Genomic DNA, 21,162 nt, shown 5'->3' with positions numbered 1-21,162 from the left:
CCAACCCCCTAGACTCGCGAACACTGCCTGCCTACCGGGGGAATTCCCGCATGCTCGACGCCATTCGTTGGGACACCGATCTGATCCGCCGTTACGACCTGGCGGGACCGCGCTACACCTCCTACCCCACCGCTGTGCAATTCCACAGCCAGGTGGGCACCTTCGACTTGCTCCACGCCCTGCGCGAGAGCCGCAAGGCGCTACGCCCGCTGTCGCTGTACGTGCACATGCCGTTCTGCGCGAACATCTGCTACTACTGCGCCTGCAACAAGGTCATCACCAAGGACCGCGGGCGCGCCCTGCCCTACCTGCAGCGCCTGGAACAGGAAATCCAGCTGATCGCCTGCCATCTCGACCCCGGGCAGAAGGTCGAGCAACTGCACTTCGGCGGCGGCACCCCGACCTTTCTCAGCCACGACGAACTGCGGCAGCTGATGAGCCACCTGCGCCAGCACTTCAACCTGCTGGACGACGATTCGGGCGACTACGGCATCGAGATCGACCCCCGCGAAGCCGACTGGTCGACCATGGGCCTGCTGCGCGAGCTGGGCTTCAACCGGGTCAGCATCGGCCTGCAGGACCTCGACCCGGCGGTACAGCGCGCGGTCAATCGCCTGCAGAGCCTGGAAGAAACCCGGGCGGTGATCGAAGCGGCGCGCACCCTGCAATTTCGCTCGATCAACATCGACCTGATCTACGGCCTGCCAAAACAGACACCGGACAACTTCGCCCGCACCGTCGAGGAAGTCATCAACCTGCAGCCGGACCGGCTCTCGGTGTTCAACTATGCCCACCTGCCGGAGCGCTTCATGCCGCAACGGCGGATCAACAGCCACGAGCTGCCGGAACCGGCGGAAAAACTGCAGATGCTGCAGCGCACCATCGAACAACTGACGGCCGCCGGTTACCGCTACATCGGCATGGACCATTTCGCCCTGCCCGACGACGAGCTGGCGATCGCCCAGGAAGAGTCGACCCTGCAACGCAATTTCCAGGGCTACACCACCCATGGCCACTGCGACCTGATCGGCCTGGGCGTCTCGGCCATCAGCCAGATCGGCGACCTGTACTGCCAGAACAGCAGCGACCTGACCCAGTACCAGAACCTGTTGGGCGGCGCGCAACTGGCCACCAGTCGCGGCCTGGTATGCAATCAGGACGACCGCGTCAGGCGCGCGGTGATCCAGCAGTTGATCTGCAATTTCAGCCTCGACTTCGAGGCCATCGAGCAGCAGTTCAACATCGACTTTCGCGGTTACTTCGGCGACCTCTGGCCGCAACTGCAAGCCATGGCCGAAGACGGCCTGATCAAGCTGAGCAACGAAGGCATTGAAGTGCTGCCGGCCGGGCGCCTGCTGGTGCGTTCGGTGTGCATGGTGTTCGACACGTATCTGGAGCAACAGAATCGACAGCGTTTTTCCCGGGTCATCTAGGGCGTCATGAGCCACGACCTGACCGTTCGGCGCGACAACTTGTCGCAGGTGGCGGACAAAAACTGTCGGGACAGACAAGGCGCAAACAAGCCTGATACTTGACGCTGGGATAATCGGCGGCTGCAAGTGACGGGCAGCGCTGGAAATACCCTGAATGGACTGCACGAGCGCATTTTCCCGCAGTGGCCTGGAGGCTACAAACGGACAGCTTTACGACTAAGCGCCAATACGGCACGGACTGGCCGGAACCTCCTCCCGTGAGTTACCCTTACGGCTTATGTGTGTTTTCCCACAAGGATTCTATTGAATGTCCGAGCCAGTAAAACTGCGCGCTCACAACCAGGCCCATTGCAAGGATTGCAGCCTGGCCCCCCTCTGCCTGCCACTTTCTCTGAATCTGGAAGACATGGATGCGCTGGACGAAATCGTTAAACGCGGCCGCCCCCTGAAAAAAGGCGAGTTCCTGTTTCGCCAGGGCGACGCCTTCGACTCCGTCTATGCAGTGCGCTCCGGTGCCCTGAAGACCTTCAGCCTCAGCGACGGCGGCGAAGAACAGATCACCGGCTTCCACCTGCCCAGCGAACTGGTCGGCCTGTCCGGCATGGACACCGAGATCCACCCGGTTTCCGCCCAGGCCCTGGAAACCACATCGGTCTGTGAAATCCCCTTCGAACGCCTCGACGAACTGGCCCTGCAGCTGCCCCAACTGCGCCGCCAGCTGATGCGGGTGATGAGCCGCGAGATCCGCGACGACCAGCAGATGATGCTGTTGCTGTCGAAAAAAACCGCCGACGAGCGCATCGCCACCTTCCTGGTCAACCTGTCGGCACGCTTCCGCGCCCGTGGCTTCTCGGCCAACCAGTTCCGCTTGAGCATGTCGCGTAACGAGATCGGCAACTATCTGGGCCTGGCGGTGGAAACCGTGTCCCGGGTGTTCACCCGCTTCCAGCAGAACGCGCTGATCGCCGCCGAAGGCAAAGAGGTGCACATTCTCGACCCGATCCAGCTGTGCGCCCTCGCCGGCGGCTCCCTGGAAGGCTGAGGCAGAGCCCCCCGCCCGAGCCAAGCGGCTCGGGCGGGGCTATACTGGCGCGCTCCACTTCATGCCCGCCAGGACACCGCCACGATGGCCTTCGACTCCTTCGACATCAAATCCCTGATCCGCCCAGTCATCGACTTCCCCAAGCCGGGCGTGATCTTCCGTGACATCACTCCCCTGTTCCAGTCGCCCAAGGCCTTGCGCCTGGTCGCCGACACCTTTGCCCAGCGTTATGTCGAAGAAGACTTCACTCACGTCGGTGCCATGGATGCCCGCGGCTTCCTGATCGGCTCGATCATCGCCTACCAGCTGAACAAACCGCTGATCCTGTTCCGCAAGCAAGGCAAGCTGCCGGCCGATGTGCTTGCCGAGGGTTACCAGACCGAATACGGCGAAGCCTTCCTGGAAGTGCATGCCGACAGCCTGTGCGAAGGCGATTCGGTGCTGATGTTCGATGACCTGATCGCCACCGGCGGTACCCTGATCGCCGCGGCCAACCTGGTGCGCCGCATGGGGGCAAAAGTCTACGAGGCCGCCGCCATTATCGACCTGCCTGAGCTGGGCGGCTCGCAACGCCTGCGAGACATGGACATTCCAACCTTCTGCCTGACGCAGTTCTCGTTGAGCGAGCGGTAAAGCACTCCGCCCTTGAGTAGTCAGGCCCGACGCTATCGCGAGCAAGCTCGCTCCTACAGTCGCTTGCATTCCCCTGTAGGAGCGAGCTTGCTCGCGAAGCAATAGCCCTACAGCCCCATCTGCTTGCTGATGATTTCGTTCATCACTTCCCGGGTGCCGCCGCCGATGGACAGGATGCGGTTGTCGCGATACAGCCGCTCCACCAGGCTTTCGCGCATGTAACCCAGCCCGCCGAGAATCTGCACGGCATCGTGGGTGATGCGGTCGGCGGTATCGGTGGCGAAGTTCTTGGCCATGGAAATTTCCTTGATCACGCTCTGGCCCGCCGCCATCTTCGCCGCCTGGCGATAAGTGAACTCGCGGGACACCTCCAGCGCGGTCGCCATCTCCGCCAGACGATGCTTGATCACCTGGAACTTGCCGATGGGCTTGCCGAAGGCCTCACGCCCCCGGGCCCACTTCAGGCTCTCTTCCAACGCCAGCTGCGCGGTCATGTTGGCCATCAAGGCCAGCGCCAGCCGCTCGCTCTGGAAGTTGCCCATGATGCAGGCGAAGCCCAGGTTCTCGACGCCGATCAAATGGCTGGCCGGCACCCGGCAATCATCGAAAAACAGCTCGGCGGTATCCGACGCCCACCAGCCCATCTTCTTCAGTTGCCGGCCGACGGTGAATCCCGGTGTGCCCTTGTCGATCAGCAGCAGGCTGATGCCGCCGAAACCGGGCTCGCCGGTACGCACCGCCACCGTGTAGAAATCGGCGCGCACGCCACTGGTGATAAAGGTCTTGCTGCCGCTGACGCGGTAGAAGTCGCCGTCACGCAGCGCCCGGGTCTGCAGATTGGCCACGTCCGAACCGCCGCCGGGCTCGGTGACCGCCAGGGCGCTGATCTTCTCCCCCGCCAGTACCTGCGGCACCACTCGCTCGCGAACCTCGGGCCGCGCCCATTTGACGATCGGCGGCAAACCGATGTCCAGCGAGCCCAGGCCCGCCACCAGGCCGCCGGAGCCACAGCGCATCAGCTCCTCGCTGGCGGCGATCTTGGCGAACAGGTCGCCCTCATGGCTGCCCCCCAGGGCCTCGGGATAGCCGATACCGAGGATGCCGGCCGCGCCAGCCTTGAGGTACAGCTCGCGGGGGAAGCCTTGCGCCTCCTCCCATTGATCGATGTCCGGGAGGATTTCCCGCTCGACGAAACGTCGAACGCTGTCGCGGACCAACTGATGGCTAGGGTCGAAGTATTCCTGGCAGGCAGACATCGGCAAGCTCCTCTGAAGGTTGAGGAAACTTACCTAGCGCTTGCTTGGTTTTCAAGAAGGACTGCACGAACCACCCTGTAGGAGCCAGCTTGTTGGCGATGCAAGCGACGCGGCGCGCCAGGTCGGGCGGCCATCGCGAGCAAGCTCGCTCCTACAGTAGTTTTTTGCTCACAGCCGAAACACTTACAGCGCGATCGGCTTGCGCCCGGCAAACGAGTGCGCCAGGGTGCCGCCGTCCACCAGTTCCAGCTCGCCGCCCAGGGGCACGCCATGGGCGATACGCGAGGTGATCAGGCCTTTGTTGGTCAACAGCTGGGCAATGTAATGGGCGGTTGCCTCGCCTTCCACCGTCGGGTTGGTGGCCAGAATCACCTCGGTGAAACTGCCTTGCTCTTCGATTCGCGCCAGCAGCTGGGGGATGCCGATGGCTTCCGGGCCCAGGCCGTCGAGCGGCGACAGGTGGCCCTTGAGCACGAAATAGCGACCGCGGTAACCGGTCTGCTCCACCGCGTAGACATCCATCGGCCCCTCGACCACGCACAGCAGCGTGTCGTCGCGCCGTGGATCGGCGCATTGCGGGCACAGGTCGTCCTCGGTCAGGGTGCGGCACAGGCGGCAGTGGCCGACGCCCTCCATGGCCTGGCTCAGCGCCTGGGCCAATCGCGTACCGCCGCTGCGGTCGCGCTCCAGCAGCTGCAAGGCCATGCGCTGGGCGGTTTTCTGACCCACGCCCGGCAAAGTGCGCAGGGCATCGATCAGTTGGCGAATCAGGGGGCTGAAGCTCATGGGTAAAGGTCCGACAAAACGACGAGACGCGGTTTATACCCGCGCCTCCGATTAGCGTCAAATGCTCAGTCCGGGGCGACCCGCACCACCAGCTTGCCGAAGTTGCGCCCTTCCAGCAGCCCGATGAAGGCTTGCGGCGCGTGCTCCAGGCCGTCGACCACATCTTCCTTGAACTTGACCCTGCCCTGCAGCACCCAGGGCGCCATGGCGCTGACAAACTCCGGCTGCCGATCGCCGTAGTCGTCGAACACGATAAACCCCTGGATGCGCACGCGCTTGGTCAACAGCTGGCGCTGCAACAGTGGCAAGCGATCAGGTCCTGGCGGCAACTCCTGAGCGTTGTACTGGGCGATCAGCCCGCACAGCGGAATCCGCGCCTTGGGGTTGAGCAACGGCAGCACCGCATCGAATACCTTGCCACCGACGTTTTCAAAGTAGATGTCCACGCCCTCGGAGCAGGCCTGCGCCAGTTCGTCGGCAAAGTCCGGGCTGTGGTGGTCGATACAGGCATCGAACCCCAGTTCCTCGACCACATAGCGGCACTTGTCGGCACCGCCCGCCACACCGATCACCCGCAGCCCCTTGATCTTGGCCACTTGCCCCACCACCGAGCCCACGGCGCCCGACGCCGCGGCCACCACCAGGGTTTCCCCGGCCTTGGGCTGGCCGATATCCATCAGGCCCATGTAGGCGGTCATGCCCGGCATACCCAGCACGCCCAGGGCCATCGAAGGGCTGGGCAAACCCGCCGGCACCGGTATCAGGTTACGCCCGTCGCAAATGCTGTGGCTCTGCCATCCGGTGGCGCCCACCACCAGGTCGCCCTCCTGGAATTTCGGATTCAGCGAGCGCTCGACCCGGCTCACCGCGCCGCCGGTCATCACTTCGTTGATTTGCACCGGGGCAGCGTAGGACGGCGCATCACTCATGCGCCCGCGCATATAAGGGTCCAGCGACAGGTAAAGGGTCTTGAGCAACACCTGGCCATCCGCCAGGTCCGGCAGCGCCACCCGCTCCAGGCGGAAGTTTTCCGGCACGGGCGCGCCCTGGGGCCGGGAGGCCAGAACAATGCGCTGGTTGAGGGTCAATGCTTGCGACATCAGAGCAACTCCTTATCGAGAATTGAATCGGGCCATACAGAGTGCAGACCATCGTACTGCGATCGGCGTTCGATGTTTCTCTTCCCTCGCCGCTGCCGCAGGCTGTGATCGATTGCACGGCAACCGCAATCATCCAGCCAGACCCCATCGCCTGAATGACGATCGCAGCCTGCGGCAGCGGCTACAGGGGCCACAAACAAAAATGCCAGGCGCGATGCCTGGCATTTTCGAGTCCGACCGATGCGCGGGCGCGAATCAGAACGGCAGTTTCATACCCGGTGGCAGTTGCATGCCAGCGGTCACGCCGGACATCTTGTCCTGGCTGTTGGCTTCGATCTTGCGCACGGCGTCGTTGACGGCGGCGGCGAACAGATCTTCCAGCACTTCGCGGTCATCTTCGCTGACGCCTTCCAGCAGGCTTGGGTCGATGCTCACGCGCTTGATGTCGTGACGACCGGTCATGACCACGGTGACCATATCGCCACCTGCCTTGCCGGTGACTTCGGCGTTGGCCAGCTCTTCCTGCATCTTGGCCATCTTTTCCTGCATCTGCTGCGCCTGCTTCATCAGGCCGGCCATGCCACCTTTCATCATGGGAATCACCTCAAAGTACTTGGATAAAAACAGCGCCCGGCCTCAAGGCCCGGCGCCCTTCAGTTATTAACCCTGGCTGACCAGGGCCTCGACAGGTTCAATAGTATCGTGACGGACCACCGCGCCGAACTCCCGCACCATCTGCTGGATGAACGGATCGCCGTGGATCGACTCCTCGGCTTCGCGCTGGCGATTGGCCCGGCGGCGCGACGCGGCCTGGGCCGGGGTCTCCTGCTCGGGTTTGATCAGCTCGATGCTCACCGTCAGCGTGCGCTGGTGGTACTGGTTCAGGGCATCGTTCAGGCGCCGCTGCTGGGTGGCGTTGAACAGGGCGCTGTGGGCCGGGTCCAGGTGCAGCAACCAGTTGTCGCCCTCGGCGGCGATCAAGGTGCAGTTGGCGGCAATGCTCGCCGTCATCCCGGAAATCGGCAGCTTGGGGAACAACTCCAGCCACTCCAGCGCCAGGCCGGTGGCCGGCTGGGCGGCTGGCAACGGCTCGGGTTCCGGCTCGGGATCGGCGGCGTGCTCGCTGGCCAGTTCGTCCAGGTAGCTGTAGGCCGAATCCATGTCCGGCTCGATGTAGTCTTCGTCCAGCGGCGGCTCGTCGTCCAGGTCGATCCCCGGTGTCGCGGCATCGACCTCGGCAACACTGGGCTCCGGCACCGGGGCGCTGACCCATTCCGGCGCATCCGGCACCACGCTGTCCGGGGTCGGGGTCGGCATCGGAGTCAGCTCAGGCTGCTGCGCGGCGGTCTCCAGCACGGGCTCGACGGCCGGTTGCTGCGCGACGACCGGTTCGACCGGGTCGTTCCACGGCAGGTCGACCACCTCTTCGGCGACGACAGGCGCTGCCTCTGGCGGCGTCTCGACCACAGGTTGCGGTGCAGGCGCCACCGGCGCCGCAGAAACAGGTGCGGGCGTTGCAACCGGGGCCGCGGCAGGTACGGCCACGGGAGTGGCCTCGACCACCGGCGCCACAACCGGCGCGGCGGCGGCAACTACCGGCGCAGCAACGGCTGCGCCAGCCACGGATTGGGCGGAATCAACTGTGGCCTGGCTGATCCCCACTGGCTTTAGCGGCTGTCTCGGCGCGTCTGCCGAATCCGCTGGCCGGAAGGCCAGCATCCGCAGCAGGACCATCTCGAAACCACCGCGCGGGTCCGGCGCCAGCGGCAAGTCGCGCCGGCCGATCAGGCCCATCTGGTAATAGAACTGCACATCTTCGGCCGGCAACGCCTGGGCCAAAGCCAGCACCCGGTCGCGGTCGCCATGCCCGTTGTCGATACCGTCCGGCAAGGCCTGGGCAATGGCCACACGGTGCAGGACATTGAGAATCTCCGACAGCACGCCGTTCCAGTCCGGACCCTGTTCGGCCAGGTGGCGCACGGCCTCCAGCAAGGCCTTGGCATCGCCGTCGATCAGCGCATGCAGGACGTCGTAGACCTGGCCGTGATCGAGGGTACCGAGCATCGCCCGCACATCGGCGGCCATGACCTTGCCTTCGCCGAAGGCGATGGCCTGGTCGGTGAGGCTCATGGCATCGCGCATCGAACCGTCGGCGGCGCGGCCCAACAGCCACAGCGCGTCGTCTTCGAACGGCACGTTCTCGACGCCCAGCACGTGAGTCAGGTGCTCGACCACTCGCTCCGGGGTCATGTTCTTCAGGGAGAACTGCAGGCAGCGCGAAAGAATCGTTGCCGGAAGTTTCTGCGGGTCGGTGGTCGCCAGAATGAATTTGACGTAGGGCGGCGGCTCTTCCAGGGTCTTCAACAAGGCGTTGAACGAGTGGCTGGACAGCATGTGCACTTCGTCGATCAGGTAGACCTTGAAGCGCCCGCGGCTCGGGGCGTATTGCACGTTGTCCAGCAGCTCGCGCGTGTCCTCGACCTTGGTCCGGCTCGCGGCGTCGATCTCGATCAGGTCGACGAAACGCCCTTCGTCGATCTCGCGGCATACCGAGCAGGTGCCGCAGGGCGTGGAAGTAATGCCTGTTTCACAGTTCAGGCATTTGGCAATGATCCGCGCGATGGTGGTCTTGCCCACCCCGCGGGTGCCGGTAAACAGATAGGCATGGTGCAGCCGCTGGCTGTCCAAGGCATTGATCAGAGCCTTGAGCACATGGGTCTGGCCGACCATTTCGCGGAACGAGCGCGGACGCCATTTACGTGCAAGAACCTGATAACTCATCGAAAACCGTCGCAACTGGGAAGCGGAAGCCCGTAATGCTAGCGGAGCAAGGGCGAAATTGCATCCGGTGCGCTCGTCTAATCTGGCTAAGCTGCTCTTTGTCGGGCTCGTCAGCGGCCTTTTCTTGCGTGGAGACTCTATGCATTTAGCCTTGGGCGCCTTTCTGCTGGTTGCCATGAATGGTTTTGCCGCAGAACCGGCCCTGCGCTTCTCGATCCCCGACAGCTGGGCCATGCCCGTGGTACAGATCGAACGTGGCCGGCCCACCCAGGGCATTCTCCACGACCTGATGGCCAGCCTCGCCACCCAGGTCGGCAACCCGGCCGAATTCCATGTCCTGGCCCGGGCCCGCGTGCAGGCAGCCATGGACCACAAGGAAATCGATGTCCGCTGCTATGTCGCCCAACCCTGGCTGCCCAACCCGTCCGGCGATTACATCTGGAGCATCCCGCTGTTCGTCCAGCGCGACCTGCTGGTCAGCCACGAGCGTCCCCCGCTCCCGGTCATTCCCGGGGACCTGCCGACGCAGCCCATCGGCACCGTCCTCAGCTACACCTACCCTTCCCTGCAACCCTTGTTCGACAGCCGCCAGTTGCTCCGCGACGATGCGCGCAACCAGGAACAGGTGCTGCAAAAACTCTGGGCCGGCCGCTACCGCTACGCGGTGAGCAACCAATGGACACTGGACTGGTTCAATCAGACCCTGCCACCCGACCAGCAGTTGCATGGCGTGGCCATCCTGCAGGAACAGGCGGTCGGCTGCGTCATCCGCAACGATCCGGCGCTACCGGTGCAACGAGTGTTGCGCACCTTGTTGCGCATGAAGATGTCAGGAGAGATCGACGACATCATCGGTTTGTACACCGGCCACAGGCCGACCGAAAGCGCCCCGCAAAGCTATGGGGCGCCGTAGCTGTCAGCCGGCTTCGTCCTGCGGACACCATTCCAGCGGCGGCAGGAAGGTCGCCACCCAGCCCGGCACCTCGCTGGCCGGCATGGGCGGGGCGATGAAATAGCCTTGCGCCACGTCGCAGCCCAGCGACATCAGCAACTCGCCGTGCTCCATGGTTTCCAGGCCTTCGGCTACCACCTGCCGATCAAACGCCCGGGCCAGGCCGATCAGGGCCTGGGTCAGCGCCAGGTCGCCCTTGTCGTGCAGCATGTCGCGCACGAACATGCGGTCGATCTTGATGGTCTGGGTGCGCAAGCGCTTGAGGTAACTCAGCGACGAATGCCCGGTGCCGAAATCCCCCAGGGAGAATTGCACACCCAGCGCCTGGCAGGCCTCAAGGCAAGCGCTGACGTGCTGGAGATTCTCCACCGCCACCGCCTCGACGATTTCCAGGTCCAGCAACTGCGGGGCAATCTGCGGATGGCGCTCGAGCACCGCCTTGAGCCGGTCGACGAAATCCCCCCGCTGGAAATGCCGCGCGGCGATATTGACGCTGATCGGCCAACGCTGTCCGGCCAACTGCCATTGCCGCAACTGGGCCATGACCTGCTCCATCACCCACTCGCCGATATCGACGATCAGGTCGGTCTCCTCCACCAGCGGCAGGAACTCCCGAGGCGCAACCATGCCCCGCTGCGGATGCTGCCAACGCAGCAACGCCTCGAAACCCACCACCTCGCCGCTGCGCATGTTGACCTTGGGTTGAAAGTGCAGGCACAGCTCGCCAGCCGCCAGCGCCTGCCGGACCCGCTCCACTGTCTGGTGGGTGGCCTTGACCTCGCGGTCCCGCGACACGTCGAACAAGTGGAAGCGATTGCGCCCGCTCTGCTTGGCCACGTACATCGCCTGGTCGGCATGCCGCAGCAAGGTGTCGGCATCGTCGTTATCGGCGGGAAACAGCGTGACGCCGATGCTGGCGCAGACGTTGATCTCCTTGTCCTGGATCAGATAAGGCGTGGCGATCACCCCCAGCACCCGGTGCAGCGCCGCCCGCAACTCGCGAATGTCGCGCACATGGCGCAGGATCAGCACGAACTCGTCCCCGGCCAGCCGCGCCACCACGTCTTCGCCGCGAATGATCGAGCGCAGGCGCGCCGCTACCTCCACCAATAACAGGTCGCCACTGGCATGCCCGTAGCCATCGTTGACCGCCTTGAAGCCGTCGAGATCGAGCATGCACACCGCCAGCGCAATGTTCTCCTTGCGCGAGTAGTCCAGCGCCTGGTTGAGCAGGTCGGACAGAAAGGAACGGTTGGGCAAACCGGTCAGCACATCGTGCCCGACCCGCCATTGCAGCGAGTGCAACAAGCGCCGTTTTTCGCTGATATCGAAACGGATCGCCACATAACGCTGGACCCGACCAGTGGCCTCATCGAGCAAGGGCACGATGGTGCTGTCGACCCAATACAAGGTCCCATCCTTGGCCCGGTTGCAGATCTCACCCTTCCAGACCTGGCCCAGGGCAATGGTGCGCCACATGCTGCTGAAAAATTCGGGGGGGTGCAGGCCGGAGCCAAGGATCCGGTGATTGGCGCCCAGCAGCTCTTCACGGCTGTAGCCGGAAATCGAACAGAACTGGTCGTTGACGTAGGTGATCCGGCCGGTCAGGTCGGTCTCGGAAAAAATGGCGGCTGCGTCCACGGCCCTGCGGTATTTCTCATCCATGAGTCTGGCTCACTGTCGCTAGCGGTTGAACCGCTCGACCAAGGCTCGAGGCCCGGAAGAGATGTTTGGGCGTTCATCCTCACTCACTTCGCAAACCCAGGCAGGCTTAGGCTGCTGGTCCGAAGGTATCTGCTGAACAGAGGTGACCGGCACATTCAGACGCACGTTAAAACTCCATAGACAGCATTCGACAATGCCAGCCCAGACAAGCCGGCAAGAGGCCGACCGAGGAAAATGGCGCACCGTCTCGCCCCACCTGACACAATTGCAACCGTACAGCGACCCGCACCGTCATTGATCTTCGAATCGACGAAGATCAACTAAAATCAGTCAGGGATCAGCCGAATTTGGCGGGTGGGACACTGGCAATCATCAGCGAGACGTTCGCGCCTGCGCCATACCCTCGATTCTGGTGAACAAGGAAAATGCAATGAGTTCTTGTTTCATCAGTTCATCTTCTGAAACTAGATCACCAAATGCCTGTCCGAAGCGTCGATTCTACGAATTGCATCACATTTTGCAAGGCAAGGTGATGAATCATGGCGTTGCCTAATGCAAAGATTTATCGTTAAGTTCTTGATTCTAAATGGGAATTGAGCGATGCAAATTTCAAGTTTGGGTCCAGCCATCAGGCGTTACCGCAAGGTAGCGGGGCTTACTCAGGCTGAACTAGGCGAAAAAACCGGTTTTGACCCTAAAACCATCAGCCGCTTCGAAACCGGCACCTACACCCCCAGTGTGGAAGCCCTGTTCCTGCTGGCCGATGTACTCGGGGTGAAGCTGAAAGCCTTTTTCGCAGATCTGGGCGACGAAGACGAACAGCGGGCGTATCTGTTCGGTGTCATTCACAAAGCCACCCCGAAGGACCTGGGAAAGCTGATAGCAGCGGTAGACCTGGCCTTGTCCAAGCCTTAGAGCCGAGCAACACGCAGAGGAGGCAGCCCTATCGAAGCCGATAGCCTGCCTCCTCTTCATTTCCCCCAGATGACTCCTGACAGGAACTGACAGCGGCGCCCCTTAAGCTGGCATGCGCAGCCCAACCTCTCCAGGAGTCCAGATGATCGCTACCAGCACTTACCTTCTGCTTTACGTCGACAGCCCCGCCACCAGCGCCAACTTTTACAGCCGCCTGCTGGACAGGCCACCGGTCGAGCTGTCGCCGACCTTTGCCCTGTTCATTCTTGATTCGGGGCTCAAGCTCGGCCTCTGGTCCAGACAGGATGTCGAGCCAGCCACCCAAGTCACCGGCGGTGGCGGCGAACTGGCCCTGGCCGTGGCCGATAAGCAGACCGTCGACCTGCTGCACGGCCAATGGGCCGAATCCGGCGTGAACATCGCCCAGGCCCCGACCACCCTGGACTTCGGCTACACCTTCGTCGCCCTGGACCCGGACGGGCACCGGCTCAGGGTGTTTTGCCTCACCCCGGAGTGAACAGGAGCCGTACCGATAGTGCCCGGCAGTACGGAGCGGCGCCGCGCCCAGCGCCCCTCCAGCTGCATCGCCATTACGCTGCCGAGGACGATCGCCGCCCCCACGATCACTGCGCCATGCACCCGCTCATGCAGGGCCAACGCCGCCAGCAGCATGGCGATCGGCGGTATCAGGTACATGGCGATGGATGCCCGGCTGACTTCGACCCGCGCCAGCACATAGGCCCACGCCAGGTAAGCCAACGCACTGGGAAACAGCCCCAGCAGCAATACCGCCAGGTTCACCCGCCATGGCGCCTGGACCACCGCGACCGCCAGCCCCGGCCAATACAGGCTCAACAGCAAAGTGCCGGCCCAGACCATGTAGCACACGGTGGTCAGCAGGTCGTAACGCCCCGAATAGCGCCGCTGCAAAACGAAGTACAGCCCCCAGGAGAAGGCCGCCAGCAGCACCAGCAATCCGCGGGGCTCGATCGACGCCACGCCCTGGTCGCCCCAGACCACCACGACCGCCCCCAGCAACCCCAGCCCGACACAACCCCAGCGCCAGCCGCTGACCGGCTCCCTCAACCAGAAAAACGCAATCAGGGTGCTGAAGATCGGTGCCGACTGCGCCAGCACACTGGATGCCCCCGCGCTCAAACCCTGCTGGCCATAGTTGAGGCTGACGTGATGCAGGGCGATGGCGAAAAAGCCCAGCACCAGCAACCAGGGCAGATCGCGCCAGCGCGGCAGGGAGATTCTTTTCACCAGGGCGATTACCCCCATGAACAGCGAGGCAATCAGAAAGCGCAGCAACGCCAGATGGCCAGGTTCGTAGCCTTCCAGCCCAATGTGGATACCCACCGGGGAGTAGGCCCAACACAGAATGACCGCGGCGGTCGCCAGGACCAGCTTCAACGCAGGAGAGATGTTCAAGACACAGGCACTCGGCAGCACAAGAAAGGCCTTCAGTCTCCCGCCCGCCACAACTCACCACAATTAACGGATACTGAGACTAGACCTCACTGGAAATGAGTAATGGAACTGAGCCAGCTGAAGATGGTGAAAGCAGTCGCCCGCACCGGCAGCATTGCCCGGGCAGCCGAACAACTGCATTGCGTGCCTTCCAACATCACCAACCGCCTCAAGCAACTGGAAGGCGAGTTGGGCACCTGCCTGTTTATCCGCGCCGGCCGTGGGCTGAAAATCAGTCCGGACGGGGAAATCTTTCTCGGCTACAGCGAGCGCATCCTGGCCCTGGTGGATGAGGCCAAACGGGCGGTCGACCGCAAGGCCGAACCCAGCGGCATTCTGCGCATCGGCGCCATCGAATCCTGCGCCGGCGGGCGCTTGCCGCCCCTGCTGGCGGAATTCCATCAGCGCTTTCCACAAGTCACTCTGGAGCTGGTAACCGGCACCTGGTCGCAGCTGTTCGAGGAACTGCAACATCACCGGATCGATGGCGCACTGGTCGCGGTCGACACCCTCCCCCCGAAACTGGAGCGCACCGCCCTCTACAACGAGCCACTGGTGCTGGTTACCAGCGCAGACGCCGCGCCCGTGCTGAACCCGCGAGACCTGCAAGACCAGACCCTGTTCATGTGGCCCGGCGGCTGCCCTTACCGCCGCGCCCTGGAGCACTGGCTGAACGCCCATGACGTGACCGCGACCCTCATCGGCTACGCGAGCTGGGGCACCATCATCGACTGCGTCAGTGCTGGCGCCGGCATGACCCTGGCCCCGGAAGGCGTGCTCGACCGCTACACCCTGTCCACGGGGCTGGCACGCTACCGCTTCGCCGACCTGCAGCCGATCGACATTCGCTTTGTCTGGAACAAGGAAATACAACGCCACACCGCACGGGACGCGTTTGCGCAGTTGTTGCAGGAACGATTGGGGAAATGAAACGAGCGACCGGCGAGAGGCCAGATCAGGATAAAACAGAGGGGAGAATTCAGAATATTCGTCGAGGACCGACAGAAGGCGTTATGGAGGCAACCCCACCAGCCACACCCCGGCACACAATGTCACCGCTGCGGCTGCTCCCTTCCAGGCCTGACCGGGTTCACGGCTGATCGTTGCGAGGGGACCAATGGGGTCACCATAACGATGCTCACCTGACGGCGAGCCGCGCCATTGTACCTATCTGCGGCGAAGTTACAACCGCTCTGTAAAGATTAAAAAATCTGAACAGCTTCAAGTACTTGGATCATTACCCCGCTCGCTTGCCGATTCCTGTAGCCGCTGCCGCAGGCTGCGCTCGACGGCGAAGCAGTCGCCAACCATTTGTCGAGCAGCAACGAAACACCCTGTTGTCCGCCATTGCGGCCGCTGCGCGACCGATCGCAGCCTGCGGCAGCGGCTACAGGGACCGCGCATGAGCGAGATGGCAGTTTTGCGGCGAGCCGGCAGTCGATTTTTCGCTTTGTTTTGTAAGGGGTTTCCTAGAAACTCTGGAACGCCTTTGGGCGGGTTGTACCCCTGAATTTGATCGGGCAGTCTGCGGGGGTCGTTGCAATTTCAACGACCCGGATGTGGAAGTCTGGAAAAGTCATTGGTACAGCGCTCAACAGCGACTGCTGGCGTTTTATGTCCGCAGATCCGTGTTATGGCGACCATGCGTGGGGCACTTTCGAGTGCGCCGGGTTTTGGGTACCAAGGACTCCCCGGTCTTCCACACCCACGCATGGCTGCCACCCTCTCGTGTGGAAGCGAGACTGGCGGCTTTCACTTTTCAGAGAGTCGTAGGTACCCACATGAAAAAGCTCGTCCCCGACCCACCCTTCACCACCCCGCGCCGATTACGCGACCCTGAACTGGATGCGGCCAATGCCTCCCTGCTCCTGTCGCTCAACGACCAGAAACAACCGCTGCTGGCGCAACTGCAAGAAACCCGCAGCCAGCCATTCGGCCTGCATGACGCCCAGCAACGGCCGCTGTTCGCGGTGCAGGCCGGGGTGAATGCCGAAGAAGCCTTGATGCATGTCTCGCTACTGCTCAAATGCGCCGAAGAAGTCTCGGATGAAATCACCGAACAGGGCAGCGGCATCGAACGCGGGCTGATCTGGTCCATGGTGCATTCCGTGGAGATGGCTCGCGCGGTGGTCGATGCCTTGCTCGATGGCGTGCGTACCAGCCGCTGATCGCGATCCAGGGGCTTGCTTGCGATGCAGGCGACGCGGTCCAGAAGCAGACTGCGGGGATGCTATCGCGAGCAAGCTTCGCTCCTACAGAAGCAGTCGGCGGTGTCAGGTTTGTTCGAGTGCTGCGTCGGCCTTGCCGCCGGCCTGCTGGATCACCAGGTGGATGAAGTGCAGCTTGGCGATCACCGCCGGCGGCAGGATGAAGGGATAGAAATCCGGCTGGCCCATGCTGCGCGACAGTTCGTTGAGCATGCCGGCCAGTTCGATCCAGGCGTTGACAAAAGAGAGGAACGCCGGGCCGCCAGGGTGCTGCGGGTCATACAGGGTATCCAGCGGGAACGGTTGGTAGTCGAAGTCCATTTCCCGGGCGCTCATGCCGAAGCCCAGCGCGGTATCGACCGCGTCCATCATGTGCAGGTAATGGGCCCAGGTTTCCGCCCAGTCCTCCCAGGGATGCATGGTGGCGTAGGCGCTGACATAGGTCTGCGACCAATCGTTCGGCGCACCCTGCTGGTAATGCCGGTCCAGGGCTTCGGCGTAGCTTGCGCGTTCGTCGCCGAACAGCGCGCGACAGGGTTCCAGCCAATGGCTGCCTGCGATCAGGCGATCCCAGTAGTAATGCCCCACCTCATGCCGGAAGTGGCCGAGCAAGGTGCGATAGGGTTCGCGCATCTGTACCCGCACCTGCTCGCGATACGCATCGTCGGCCTCCTTGATGTCGAGGGTGATCAGGCCGTTGGCGTGGCCGGTCATGGGCGCCCTGCCCAGCAGATCGACACCGACAAAATCGAAAGCCAGGCCGGCCTCTTCATCCTCGGCCTTGGCGATCAGCGGCAAGCCCAGGCTCACCAGTTGCGCCACCAGGCGGCGCTTGGCGATTTCCACCATGCGCCAGCGCTCGGGGTTTTCCGGCACGCCAAGATCGGGAATGGTCCGGTTCAACCTGCACGCCACACACAGGGTAGCGGCGCCATGCGCAGGCAGCAGCCAGTTGCAGGCCGCCGGGGTATCGAGGTTGGCACAGCGCCGGAACAGCCCCGCTTGCGGATCGACGTCCAGCCGCCAGGTATCAGCCTCCGGCCCTGGCTGCAGCGACGACAAGCGACTCTGCTCAGGCTGATAACCCAGGGCCGCCGAACAGGCCAGGCACTGACTGTTGCGAAAGAACAGCGATTGCCCGCAGCGACACCGCCAGACCTTAGTGTTGCGGCTGTCTTCACGGACAAAGGGTGCGGCGATACGGGAACTGAGCTGTTCGAAGAAGCGGTACATGGCGATCTCTCCCTGGGCGTGCCAAGACTAGATCATGGGCAAGAGAGATTGTTCCATCGCCTTCAAGACGCTTCTGCCGGGGAACGCCATTCCGTGTAGCCGCTGCCGCAGGCTGCGATAAGGTCCGCAGGACCTTCCGGCGCCCGACAGAGCAACGCCCGCTGCGCGGTCGATCGCAGCCTTCGGCAGCGGCTACAGGGTTATACCGAGATACCGTGCTGGCCGAGGAAGCTCACGAAGGTTTCTTCGTCCAGCACCTTGAGGCCCAGCTCGTTGGCCTTGGCCAGCTTGGAGCCGGCACCGGGACCGGCCACCACGCAGTGGGTCTTGGCCGAAACCGAGCCAGCAACCTTGGCGCCCAGGCTTTCCAGCTTGTCCTTGGCCACGTCGCGGCTCATCAACTCCAGCGAGCCGGTGAGCACCCAGGTCTGGCCGGCCAGCGGCAGCCCTTCCACCACTTTCTTCTCGCTCTGCCAGTGCATGCCGAAGGCTTGCAGCTGCGCCTCGATGGCCAGCGCCCGCTCGGCGTTTTCCGCGATGTCGAAGAACTCGCGCACGGCCTTGGCCTGCTTCTCCGGCAGGGTCTGGCGCATGTCCAGCCAGTCCGCCTTGACCACACCGTCGAGGGTCGCGAACTTGTCCGCCAGCTTCTGCGCCGCACCCGGCCCCACCGATGGAATGTTCAACTTGTCGAGCATGCCACCCAGGGTGGTGCTGGCAGCGAACTCGGCACCCAGGTCGCCCTGATCCTGCAACTGCAGCCCGCACTGCTGCGGATCGAGCAGGGCACCGATCACCTGCTGGTTATGGCTGTCCTCGAAGAAGCTGTGAATCTCGTGAGCCACTTCCAGGCCGATATCCGGCAGGTAGGTCAGCACTTCCGGCAAAGCCTGCTGCACGCGCTCCAGAGAGGCCAGGGAGCGCGCCAGGACCTTGGCCGTCTCCTCGCCCACATCGGGAATGCCCAGGGCGTAGATGAAACGCGCCAGGCCCGGCTTCTTGCTGTCTTCGATGGCCTTGAGCAGCTTGTTGCTGGAGACCTCGGCGAAGCCTTCCAGATCGATGATCTGCTCGTACTTGAGCTTGTAGAGATCGGCCGGCGAACCAATGAGCTTTTCGTCCACCAGCTGTTCGATGGTCTTGTCGCCCAGCCCTTCGATATCCATCGCCCGACGGGAAACGAAGTGGATGATCGCCTGCTTGAGCTGCGCGCCACAGGCCAGGCGACCGACGCAGCGGTACACCGCGCCTTCGCTGATGGTTTCCTTGCCCTTGCTGCGCTTGATCAACTGCGTGCGCTCGACATGGGAGCCGCACACCGGGCAGGTCTGCGGGATATGCACCTTGCGCGCATTTTCCGGACGACGCTCGGCGACCACCTGCACCACTTGCGGAATCACATCGCCCGCACGACGGATGATCACGGTGTCGCCGATCATCAGGCCCAGGCGCGCCACTTCGTCCATGTTGTGCAGGGTCGCGTTGGAGACGGTGACACCCGCCACCTTGACCGGTTTCAGACGGGCCACCGGGGTCACCGCGCCGGTGCGGCCAACCTGGAATTCCACGTCCAGCAGCTCGGTCAGCTCTTCCATCGCCGGGAATTTATGAGCGATCGCCCAGCGCGGCTCGCGAGCCCGGAAGCCCAGCTCGCGCTGCGAGGCAATGCTGTTGACCTTGAACACCACACCGTCGATTTCATAAGGCAAGCCATTACGGCGCTCGCCGATATCGCGGTAGTAATCCAGGCATTCGTCGATACCCTTGGCCAGTTTCAGCTCGCGACTGACGGGCATGCCCCAGCGCTTGAGCTGCTCCAGGTTGCCGATATGGGTGTCGGCGATATCCGCAGTGACCTGGCCGATCCCGTAGCAGCAGAATTCCAGCGGGCGGCTGGCGGTGATCTTCGAGTCCAGCTGGCGCAAGCTGCCGGCCGCGGCGTTCCGCGGGTTGGCGAAGGTCTTGCCGCCAACTTCCAGCTGCGCGGCATTGAGCCGCTCGAAACCGGCCTTGGACATGTACACCTCGCCGCGCACCTCCAGGGTCGCCGGCCAGCCACTGCCGTGCAGCTTCAGGGGGATGTTGCGCACGGTGCGCACGTTGACGCTGATGTCTTCGCCAGTGGTGCCGTCGCCGCGGGTCGCGCCGCGCACCAGCACACCGTCCAGATACAGCAGGCTGACCGCCAGGCCGTCGAGCTTCGGCTCGCAGCTGTATTCCACCGCCGCCCCGCCACCGAACAGATCGCCTACCGGCAGGTCGAGCCCCTCGGTCACCCGGCGATCGAACTCGCGCATGTCGGTTTCTTCGAAGGCGTTGCCCAGGCTGAGCATGGGGATTTCGTGGCGCACCTGAGTGAAGGCCGAGAGCGCCGCGCTGCCGACGCGCTGGGTGGGCGAGTCGCTGCTGACCAGCTCCGGGTGTTCGGCTTCCAGTGCCTTGAGCTCATGGAACAGGCGATCGTATTCGGCGTCGGGAATGCTCGGCTCGTCGAGTACGTGGTAGCGATAGTTGTGCTGATCCAGCTCAGCGCGCAGCTCAAGAATGCGGGTTTCGGCGGAGGTCATGGTGTTCTCTCAAAAAGCAAAAGAGCAGCCTAGGCTGCTCAATATTTGTCTGGGTGGGCCCTTCGGCCCTATCGCGAGCCCGCTCCGGCAGGCCAAGGGTTATGCCGGAGCGGCTGGCTCGCGAAGCGCTCAGCGCTTCTGGGTCAGGGCGCGACGTTCGAATTCGACGATGCGCTGACGGTAGTGCTCGATGGTCTGGGCGGTCAGCACACTGCGCTGGTCATCCTTCAGCTCGCCATTCAGTTCCTGGGACAGCTTGCGCGCCGCAGCCACCATCACGTCGAAAGCCTGTTTCGGATGACGCGGGCCTGGCAGGCCGAGGAAGAAGCTCACCGCCGGGGTACTGAAGTGATCGATGTCGTCCAGGTCGAATACGCCCGGCTTGACCGCATTGGCCATGGAGAACAGCACTTCGCCATTGCCAGCCATGCTTTCGTGACGGTGGAAAATATCCATCTCGCCAAAACGCAGGCCGCTTTCCAGGATGTTCTGCAACAGCGCCGGGCCCTTGAAGCCGCCGGAGTCACGGCAGATCACGCTGATCACCAGCACTTCTTCGGCTTGCGGCTGGTCCTTGTCGGCGTAACCGGAAGCCTTGGTTTCATCCGGGAAGTCATCGTCGCGGCTGCTGAAGCTCGGGCCGCCGTCCAGATCCAGGTTGAGGTTCAGGTCGCCCTGTTGTGGCTCGCTGGCACGCTTGCCACGCTTGGAACCGGATTCGCGCGGTTCGCGCGCCGGCGCGCTCATCGACGGCAGGTCGTGCTCGTCGAGTTGCGGTTCCTTATGGGTATCCAGCACGCGGGGCGGGCCCAGCAGTTCGGCACTGCTGTCGTCGTCCGGCAGGTTGGACAGGCTACGATCCAGGCGGAATTTCAACTTTCCTTTGCCGCCGCGCATACGGCGCCAGCCATCAAAAAGAATACCGGCAATGACAATGATGCCGATGACGATCAGCCACTCGCGCAGACCGATTTCCATGTAATCCCGTGCCTCTATGAAAAATGCTGAAAAATAAGAGGTTTAGCAAACTGCAAACCGCTTTAAAACGTGGCGCCAACTCTATGTTCTGACTGGCCTTTTGCCCACGTATAGGAAAAATTGACATTAAACTAGCACGAC

Annotated in this window: 18 protein-coding genes and 1 other RNA gene; 8 read left to right on the top strand and 11 right to left on the bottom strand. The window is 63.0% G+C overall.

Annotated elements, in window-relative coordinates; all coding sequences use genetic code 11:
* Window positions 1-50: 50 nt before the first annotated feature.
* The 3 genes from hemN (at window position 51) to AC07VU_RS15785 (ending at window position 3,108) form a co-directional block, all read left to right on the top strand.
* Window positions 51-1,433, top strand: a complete 1,383-nt coding sequence (gene hemN / locus AC07VU_RS15795; protein WP_495030119.1) for an oxygen-independent coproporphyrinogen III oxidase — start codon at window positions 51-53, stop codon at window positions 1,431-1,433.
* A gap of 307 nt (window positions 1,434-1,740) precedes the next feature.
* On the top strand, window positions 1,741-2,475 hold the full coding sequence (gene fnr / locus AC07VU_RS15790) for a fumarate/nitrate reduction transcriptional regulator Fnr (protein ID WP_009042954.1): 735 nt from the start codon (window positions 1,741-1,743) through the stop codon (window positions 2,473-2,475).
* An 84-nt stretch (window positions 2,476-2,559) separates the two neighbouring features.
* A complete protein-coding gene (locus AC07VU_RS15785) occupies window positions 2,560-3,108 on the top strand; it encodes an adenine phosphoribosyltransferase (protein WP_007922389.1) in 549 nt (182 codons plus the stop codon).
* 107 nt (window positions 3,109-3,215) lie between these two features.
* Here AC07VU_RS15785 and AC07VU_RS15780 read toward each other — a convergent pair whose 3' ends face one another.
* From AC07VU_RS15780 to dnaX, 5 genes are all read right to left on the bottom strand, one after another.
* Complete coding sequence (locus AC07VU_RS15780) at window positions 3,216-4,364, bottom strand: acyl-CoA dehydrogenase family protein (RefSeq protein ID WP_274306061.1); 1,149 nt, start codon at window positions 4,362-4,364, stop codon at window positions 3,216-3,218.
* 183 nt (window positions 4,365-4,547) lie between these two features.
* Entirely contained in the window at window positions 4,548-5,150 is a 603-nt protein-coding gene (gene recR, locus AC07VU_RS15775) for a recombination mediator RecR (RefSeq protein ID WP_007922386.1), read from the bottom strand.
* A gap of 65 nt (window positions 5,151-5,215) precedes the next feature.
* Complete coding sequence (gene curA / locus AC07VU_RS15770) at window positions 5,216-6,250, bottom strand: NADPH-dependent curcumin/dihydrocurcumin reductase (protein WP_495030118.1); 1,035 nt, start codon at window positions 6,248-6,250, stop codon at window positions 5,216-5,218.
* A 255-nt stretch (window positions 6,251-6,505) separates the two neighbouring features.
* Window positions 6,506-6,844: a YbaB/EbfC family nucleoid-associated protein gene (locus tag AC07VU_RS15765; protein WP_007922383.1), complete on the bottom strand. Its 339-nt coding sequence runs from the start codon at window positions 6,842-6,844 to the stop codon at window positions 6,506-6,508.
* Between the two features lie 66 nt (window positions 6,845-6,910).
* Window positions 6,911-9,031: a DNA polymerase III subunit gamma/tau gene (dnaX, locus tag AC07VU_RS15760; RefSeq protein WP_495030117.1), complete on the bottom strand. Its 2,121-nt coding sequence runs from the start codon at window positions 9,029-9,031 to the stop codon at window positions 6,911-6,913.
* A 139-nt stretch (window positions 9,032-9,170) separates the two neighbouring features.
* Between dnaX and AC07VU_RS15755 the strand changes: the two genes are divergently transcribed.
* Entirely contained in the window at window positions 9,171-9,944 is a 774-nt protein-coding gene (locus tag AC07VU_RS15755) for a substrate-binding periplasmic protein (protein WP_495030116.1), read from the top strand.
* A 3-nt stretch (window positions 9,945-9,947) separates the two neighbouring features.
* Here AC07VU_RS15755 and AC07VU_RS15750 read toward each other — a convergent pair whose 3' ends face one another.
* Window positions 9,948-11,648 (bottom strand): putative bifunctional diguanylate cyclase/phosphodiesterase, encoded by a 1,701-nt coding sequence (locus AC07VU_RS15750; RefSeq protein WP_092418175.1) that lies wholly within the window; start codon window positions 11,646-11,648, stop codon window positions 9,948-9,950.
* 600 nt (window positions 11,649-12,248) lie between these two features.
* Between AC07VU_RS15750 and AC07VU_RS15745 the strand changes: the two genes are divergently transcribed.
* Together AC07VU_RS15745 and AC07VU_RS15740 are read left to right on the top strand one after the other, a co-directional pair.
* The gene (locus AC07VU_RS15745) at window positions 12,249-12,563 is read left to right on the top strand and encodes a helix-turn-helix domain-containing protein (protein WP_007922376.1); all 315 of its coding nucleotides are present in this window, start codon (window positions 12,249-12,251) and stop codon (window positions 12,561-12,563) included.
* Window positions 12,564-12,705: 142 nt separating this feature from the next.
* Window positions 12,706-13,080 carry a VOC family protein gene (locus AC07VU_RS15740; protein ID WP_150049889.1) on the top strand — a complete coding sequence of 125 codons (375 nt, stop codon included), beginning with the start codon at window positions 12,706-12,708 and terminating at the stop codon, window positions 13,078-13,080.
* On the opposite strand, the gene AC07VU_RS15735 is transcribed toward AC07VU_RS15740, so the two are convergent.
* Window positions 13,014-13,997, bottom strand: a complete 984-nt coding sequence (locus AC07VU_RS15735) for a DMT family transporter (RefSeq protein ID WP_457275965.1) — start codon at window positions 13,995-13,997, stop codon at window positions 13,014-13,016. The two genes, AC07VU_RS15740 and AC07VU_RS15735, sit on opposite strands and share 67 nt — an antisense overlap.
* Before the next feature lie 102 nt (window positions 13,998-14,099).
* Here AC07VU_RS15735 and AC07VU_RS15730 point away from each other — a divergent pair, with 102 nt between their 5' ends.
* Window positions 14,100-14,966 (top strand): LysR family transcriptional regulator, encoded by an 867-nt coding sequence (locus tag AC07VU_RS15730; protein ID WP_457275964.1) that lies wholly within the window; start codon window positions 14,100-14,102, stop codon window positions 14,964-14,966.
* Between the two features lie 93 nt (window positions 14,967-15,059).
* On the opposite strand, the gene ffs is transcribed toward AC07VU_RS15730, so the two are convergent.
* An RNA gene (gene ffs, locus AC07VU_RS15725) (signal recognition particle sRNA small type) lies at window positions 15,060-15,156 on the bottom strand.
* A gap of 661 nt (window positions 15,157-15,817) precedes the next feature.
* Between ffs and AC07VU_RS15720 the strand changes: the two genes are divergently transcribed.
* Window positions 15,818-16,204, top strand: coding sequence for a DUF6124 family protein (locus AC07VU_RS15720; protein WP_009042944.1), 387 nt, complete (start codon window positions 15,818-15,820; stop codon window positions 16,202-16,204).
* A gap of 105 nt (window positions 16,205-16,309) precedes the next feature.
* Here AC07VU_RS15720 and AC07VU_RS15715 read toward each other — a convergent pair whose 3' ends face one another.
* From AC07VU_RS15715 to zipA, 3 genes are all read right to left on the bottom strand, one after another.
* Window positions 16,310-17,476, bottom strand: coding sequence for a zinc-binding metallopeptidase family protein (locus tag AC07VU_RS15715; protein WP_457275963.1), 1,167 nt, complete (start codon window positions 17,474-17,476; stop codon window positions 16,310-16,312).
* A 200-nt stretch (window positions 17,477-17,676) separates the two neighbouring features.
* On the bottom strand, window positions 17,677-20,043 hold the full coding sequence (ligA, locus tag AC07VU_RS15710) for an NAD-dependent DNA ligase LigA (protein WP_495030115.1): 2,367 nt from the start codon (window positions 20,041-20,043) through the stop codon (window positions 17,677-17,679).
* Window positions 20,044-20,172: 129 nt separating this feature from the next.
* A complete protein-coding gene (gene zipA, locus AC07VU_RS15705) occupies window positions 20,173-21,021 on the bottom strand; it encodes a cell division protein ZipA (protein WP_009042941.1) in 849 nt (282 codons plus the stop codon).
* Window positions 21,022-21,162 lie beyond the last annotated feature (141 nt).

The organism is Pseudomonas sp. GW821-FHT02B10, from assembly GCF_059421865.1.
Note: the sequence above shows the minus strand (reverse complement) of the source record. Positions and strands in the feature narration are given on the sequence as shown.